Source organism: Polaromonas sp. P1_E1_2 (assembly GCF_056406035.1).
Map to the genome: position 1 here is coordinate 1 of NZ_JBFUAZ010000266.1, position 5,471 is coordinate 5,471.

Genomic DNA, 5,471 nt, shown 5'->3' on the forward strand with positions numbered 1-5,471 from the left:
TTCCAGGTCTTTGAGGCTTTGTTTCAGTGTGCGCGCAGCGGTATCAACCACGGCGTCGGCGCGGGCATAGAGCGCTTCGCGGCTCGAAAGGATGCGGCGGATGTCTTCCATCGCCTCGTCGGTCGCGCCGCGGGTCGTGTCGAAAGGCCGCATGTCGCCMTGGGCCACCACGCGGGCCATGTGTTCTTCGGGGCTGGCTTTGAGCCAGACGCAGTAAAAACGGCTTTGCAGCAAATCGAAGGTTTCGCGCTCGCTCACGATGCTGCCGCCCGTGGTCATGACAACGCCATCCGGGTGGTCTTCGGCGATGCGGAACAGCGCGCGGCGCTCATAGCGCCGGTAGCCGGCCTGCCCATGCAGCAGCAAAATTTCGTTCATGCTGGTACCGGCTTCGCGTTCAATCTCGCGGTCCAGCTCGATAAAAGGCACGCCACGCTCGGCCGCCAGCTGGCTGCCCAAGGTGGACTTGCCGGCGCCACGCAGGCCGATCAGCGCGACCCGCTGCTCGCGGCCCAGTGAGTCGCTGAGGCCGAAGGTGCTGCCGAGCAGGCTGTAGGCCTGGTCCAGTTGCGAATCATCCAGCCGCGTCAACAAGCCCTGCACACGGGCCAAAGCCGGCCGCGGCGCGTCCTGCAGCAGCTCAAGGATAGAGATGTTCAGCGCGCGGGCCGCGGCTTCCAGGGAATTGATCGAAACGTTGCCCTTGCCGGTTTCCACATCGGCCAGAAAGCGTTCGCTCAGGCCAGAGTCCGACGCCAGCTGTTTGCGCGTCATGCCCCGGCGCGCGCGCCACGCACGAACGCGGGCGCCCAGTTCACTGAGCGTGGCTTTCGATTCCTGTTCGGACATGATTTCCAAGAAGCACCTGTGTAAAAAGTCGCCCTTTCAGGGCTTTGCCAGTTGCATTTCGTCTAAATTGCAGTATACTTCAGGTTAAATTGATGTCAAGCAGTTTAGTGCATCTTTTATTTGGAGACTTCTTGATGAAACTCAAAATCCTTGTAGGTACCATGACCAGTACCGCCGACTATGTGGCACAGGCCATCCAGATGGATTGCGCAGACCTGGTCAACGACATTGAAGTCGAACTGATGGACAACCTGGACATCAGCGTCTTCGACGCTTCAAAGGCAGAAGATGCACTTTATCTCATCTGCAGTTCCACCTACGGCTCCGGCGATGTGCCCGACAACGCCCGCGCCCTCTATGAATCATTGAACGCCAACCCGCAGTTCCTGGGCCATGTGCGCTACGGCGTCATCGCGCTCGGCGACCGCACCTATATGCAGACCTTCTGCTTCGGCGGCAAGAAATTTGACGAACGCCTGACCGACCTGGGCGCCCAGCGCATCGGCGATATCTGGTGCCACGACGCCAGCAGCGGAACCATGCCCGAAACAGAAGGCACTGAGTGGTGCCGCCAGTGGCTCACCGGCGCACTGCAGACGCTGGGAGCAAGCCCGGCCACCGCTTGATCTGCATCATGAATTTATAAGAAATCGGCCCGTAGCGCTTGATGTGCATGCGCAAGCAGCTACCAAAATAATAGCAAGAGCAATCTGGAGACAAGCATGCAAGCAAGCACCGCAGACCATTCGGCAAGCCCGCCACGGGTAACCATTCCGCGCAATTACAACGCCGCGCACGACCTGCTGCAGCGCAATGCCGGCCGTGCGGGCAAGGTCGCCTTCATCGATGCCACCACCGGCGAGGCGCTGACTTACGGCGAACTCATCGACCAGGCCCACCGTTTTGCCAACGCCTTGCGTGCCCAGGGGGTGGCCCCTGAAAGCCGCGTGCTGCTGGCCATGCTGGACACGCCGCAGTGGCCCGTCGCTTTCCTCGGCTGCATTCTTGCGGGTGCGGTGCCCGTGGCGGCCAACACCCTGCTCACACCTCCCGACTTCGAGTTCATGCTGCGCGACTCGCGGGCACAGGGCCTTATCGTCTCCAGTGCCCTGCTCCCGGCCTTTGAGCCACTGCTCAAAAAAATGGACACGCTAAAAACCGTGATCGTCGCCGGCATTGAAGAATCCCCGCGATATCCCACGCTGAGTGGCGTCCTGCGTGCGCAAGAAGCTACCAAAACCATAGCAGACACCTGCGCCGATGGGGTCTGCTTCTGGCTTTACTCCAGCGGCTCGACCGGTGCACCCAAAGGCACCGTACACCTGCACAGCCACCTGATCCAGACGGCCGAGCTGTATGGCCGCGGCGTGCTTGGCATCCGGGAAGAGGACGTGGTGTATTCCGCTGCCAAGCTCTTTTTTGCCTACGGCCTGGGCAACGCACTGACTTTTCCCATGAGTGTGGGTGCCACCACGGTGTTGCTGCCCGCGCGGCCCACGCCTGCTGACGTGTTTGCATTGCTCAAAAAATACCAGCCCACGATTTTTTATGGTGTGCCCACCTTGTATGCGGCCCTGCTGGCCGATCCGGCCCGGCCGGCGAAGTCCGAGTTGCGCCTGCGCGTGTGCACCAGCGCCGGGGAAGCCCTGCCCGCTGAAATCGGAAAAAAATGGACCGCGCAATACGGCTGCGAAATCCTGGATGGCATCGGCTCCACCGAGATGCTGCACATCTTTTTAAGCAATCGTCCCGGCCAGGTGCGCTACGGCACAACCGGCCAGGCCGTGCCGGGTTACGGGCTGCGCATCATCGGCGACGACGGGCGTGAATGCGCCGACGGGGAAATCGGAGAGCTGCAGATCAGCGGGCCCAGCGCGGCCATCATGTACTGGAACAACCGCACCAAGACCAAAGCCACCTTTGCCGGCGAATGGACCAAGAGCGGCGACAAATACACCCGCGACGCTGACGGCTACTACACCTACGGCGGGCGCAGCGACGACATGCTCAAGGTCGGCGGCATTTACGTCTCGCCGTTTGAAGTCGAAGCCTGCCTGATGACGCACCCCGCCGTACTGGAAGTGGCGGTGATCGGCGTGGCCGACGCTGACGAACTCATCAAGCCCAAGGCCTATGTGGTGCTCAAGGCCGGGCAGGCCGCCACCGTGGACGAACTCAAGGCCCATGTGAAGCTGCAGCTTGCACCCTACAAATACCCGCGCTGGATTGAATTTGTGAGCGAACTGCCCAAGACGGCCACCGGCAAGATCCAGCGCTTCAAGCTGCGCCAGCCGCACTGACATGGAAAACCCCGGGAAGCAGGCAGCCGGAAAATACCCTGCGCCGGCGGGCCGAAAAAATGCGCAAATCGGGCACGGCTATTGCTTTAGGTGTAAACAATTTAATCTTCAATCTCGGGTTTTACACTAGGGCTGCATACACAACGCACGCTTACTATTCGTCTCACTGTCTTCAGTCTCAACCAGGAGCTATTCCATGACTTCACGCCGACTTGTATTGACCCGCAGTGCTGCCGTTATCGGTGCCGCTTCCACCGGCCTTTTGCTGCCCGAAATCGTGCGTGCGCAGTCCGCCAAGGTGCGTGTGGGTTTCATGCTGCCCTATACCGGCACCTTCGCCCAGCTCGGCGTCGCCATTGAAAACGGCTTTCGCATGGCCATCAACGAACAAGGCGGCAAACTCGGCGGCCGCGAGATCGAATACTTCAAGGTCGACGACGAGTCCGAACCTTCCAAAGGCATTGAAAACGCCAACAAACTGGTGCAGCGCGACAAGGTCGACGTGCTCGTCGGCACGGTGCACTCGGGCGTGCAGATGGGTATCCAGAAAGTCGCCCGCGACTCCGGCGTGCTGAGCCTGATCCCCAACGCCGGCGTGCACGCCGCCACGCGCAGCCTGTGCGCGCCCAATGTGTTCCGCGCGTCCTTTACCAACTCGCAGCCCACACGCGCGCTGGGCAAGGCCATGGTCGACCGCGGCCACAAGAAAGCCGTCTGGATCACCTGGARATATGCCGCAGGCGACGAGGCCTTTGAAGGCTTCAAGGAAAGCTATACCGCTGCGGGCGGCACCATCGTCAAGGAGCTCGGCCTGCCCTTCCCGCAGGTCGAATTCCAGGCCTTGCTGACCGAAATCGCCGCGCTCAAGCCTGACGCCGTGGCCTGCTTCTTCGCCGGCGGCGGCGCRGCCAAATTCATCAAGGACTACGCCGCCTCGGGCCTGAAGGAAAAAATTCCCCTGTACGGCTCCGGCTTCCTGACAGAAGGCGTGCTCGAGGCCGCCGGCCCCGCTGCCAACGGCATCATCACGRCCATGCACTACAGCGACTCGCTRCCSACGCAGCGCAATGGCCAGTTCCGCCTGARCTACGCCAAGACCTTCCGACTGCAGCCCGACGTCTACGCCGTGCAGGGCTACGACACCGGCCTGCTGCTGATTCAGGGCGCCAACGCGGTGAAGGGCGACCTGAGCAGCAAGCCGGCCCTCTACAAAGCCCTGGAAGGCGCCGTCATCGACAGCCCGCGCGGCAAGTGGACCATGAGCCCGTCGCACAACCCTGTGCAGGACATGTACCTGCGCGTGGTCGAGAACAAGGAAAACAAGGTGATTGGTGTGGCAGCCAAGGCGCTGGCCGACTCGGGCGCCGGCTGCAAGATGGCCTGAAGACGTGGCCCCCACGGTCGCTCACTTCGTGTAGCTYCCTGCCCCCCGAGGGGGCCGCCCGCCTGCGGTCTGGCAAAGCCAGTCCCGCGGCTCATGCTGGTATGAAGTCACATGGGCCGCCCCGCCTCATTCTTAGGTAAAACTGGTATGAGGTGTGCTTTCTGTCTTGTAGCATCCTCACCATGACGCTCACTACCTACCTCCTCTACGTCGCAGCAGTCGCCCTGCTGATCCTCACACCCGGCCCGACCATGCTGATGTGCATGACGAATGCGCTCAACCATGGTCCGCGCAAGGCCATGACTTCGGTGGCTGGAAGCGTCAGCGCGGTGCTGTGTGTGATGCTGCTGTCGGCCATGGGACTAGGCGCGTTGCTGGCGGCGTCTGAAACCGCCTTTACCGTAGCCAAGGTGATTGGCGCTGCATATCTGATCTGGTTGGGGATCAAGACCTTCCGCAGTGAAGCGGCTGTCTTTGATCCTGCCGCAGGTGAAGCACCAGCCCAGCGCCGTTCGTTTTTCCTGCGCGGCTTCCTGGTCGGCGCCAGCAACCCCAAAGCGGTCCTGTTCTTTGCCGCGTTCTTCCCGCAATTTTTGAATCCGGCCGCGCCCTTTGTGCCGCAGTTCGCCATCCTCGCCCTCACCTTCATGGCGTTTGAGTTCACCGTGCTGACCGGCTGCGCCTTGGGCGTGGCGCGCATCGCACCGCTGCTGAGATCCAGCCGGGCCGTGCGCTGGTTTAACCGCGTCTCCGGCGGTTTATTCACCCTGATGGGCAGCCTCTTGTTATTCACACGCCGTCACACCTAATCGGATTTATGGATCTCGCCAACTTCCTCATCCAGTTGCTCAACAGCGTCCAGTACGGCCTGCTGCTGTTCATGCTGGCCGCCGGCCTCACGCTGATTTTCGGCATCATGGGTGTGGTCAACCTGGCTC

Annotated in this window: 5 protein-coding genes and 1 pseudogene; 5 read left to right on the forward strand and 1 reads right to left on the reverse strand. The window is 61.4% G+C overall.

Translation table 11 applies throughout. The annotated features are described in order from the left end of the window. Window positions 1-849: helix-turn-helix transcriptional regulator (locus tag AC1D1P_RS13245; protein WP_477673301.1), on the reverse strand; the 849-nt coding region annotated here is incomplete at its 3' end. 134 nt (window positions 850-983) lie between these two features. On the opposite strand from AC1D1P_RS13245, the gene AC1D1P_RS13250 reads away from it, so the two are divergent. The 5 genes and pseudogenes from AC1D1P_RS13250 to AC1D1P_RS13270 form a co-directional block, all read left to right on the forward strand. After that, window positions 984-1,475, forward strand: a complete 492-nt coding sequence (locus AC1D1P_RS13250; RefSeq protein ID WP_477673302.1) for a flavodoxin domain-containing protein — start codon at window positions 984-986, stop codon at window positions 1,473-1,475. A gap of 96 nt (window positions 1,476-1,571) precedes the next feature. Continuing rightward, window positions 1,572-3,149, forward strand: a complete 1,578-nt coding sequence (locus AC1D1P_RS13255; RefSeq protein ID WP_477673303.1) for a benzoate-CoA ligase family protein — start codon at window positions 1,572-1,574, stop codon at window positions 3,147-3,149. A gap of 196 nt (window positions 3,150-3,345) precedes the next feature. Further along, the gene (locus AC1D1P_RS13260; RefSeq protein WP_477673304.1) at window positions 3,346-4,533 is read left to right on the forward strand and encodes an ABC transporter substrate-binding protein; all 1,188 of its coding nucleotides are present in this window, start codon (window positions 3,346-3,348) and stop codon (window positions 4,531-4,533) included. A 182-nt stretch (window positions 4,534-4,715) separates the two neighbouring features. Further along, entirely contained in the window at window positions 4,716-5,342 is a 627-nt protein-coding gene (locus AC1D1P_RS13265) for a LysE family translocator (protein ID WP_457280737.1), read from the forward strand. Between the two features lie 8 nt (window positions 5,343-5,350). After that, window positions 5,351-5,471: pseudogene (locus tag AC1D1P_RS13270) on the forward strand (branched-chain amino acid ABC transporter permease); the annotation flags it as partial.

Excerpts from the sequence above, each read along its gene's own strand:
- AC1D1P_RS13250 (WP_477673302.1), top strand. The coding sequence starts at position 984 with ATGAAACTCAAAATCCTTGTAGGTACCATGACCAGTACCGCCGACTAT.
- AC1D1P_RS13255 (WP_477673303.1), top strand. The coding sequence starts at position 1,572 with ATGCAAGCAAGCACCGCAGACCATTCGGCAAGCCCGCCACGGGTAACC.
- AC1D1P_RS13265 (WP_457280737.1), top strand. The coding sequence starts at position 4,716 with ATGACGCTCACTACCTACCTCCTCTACGTCGCAGCAGTCGCCCTGCTG.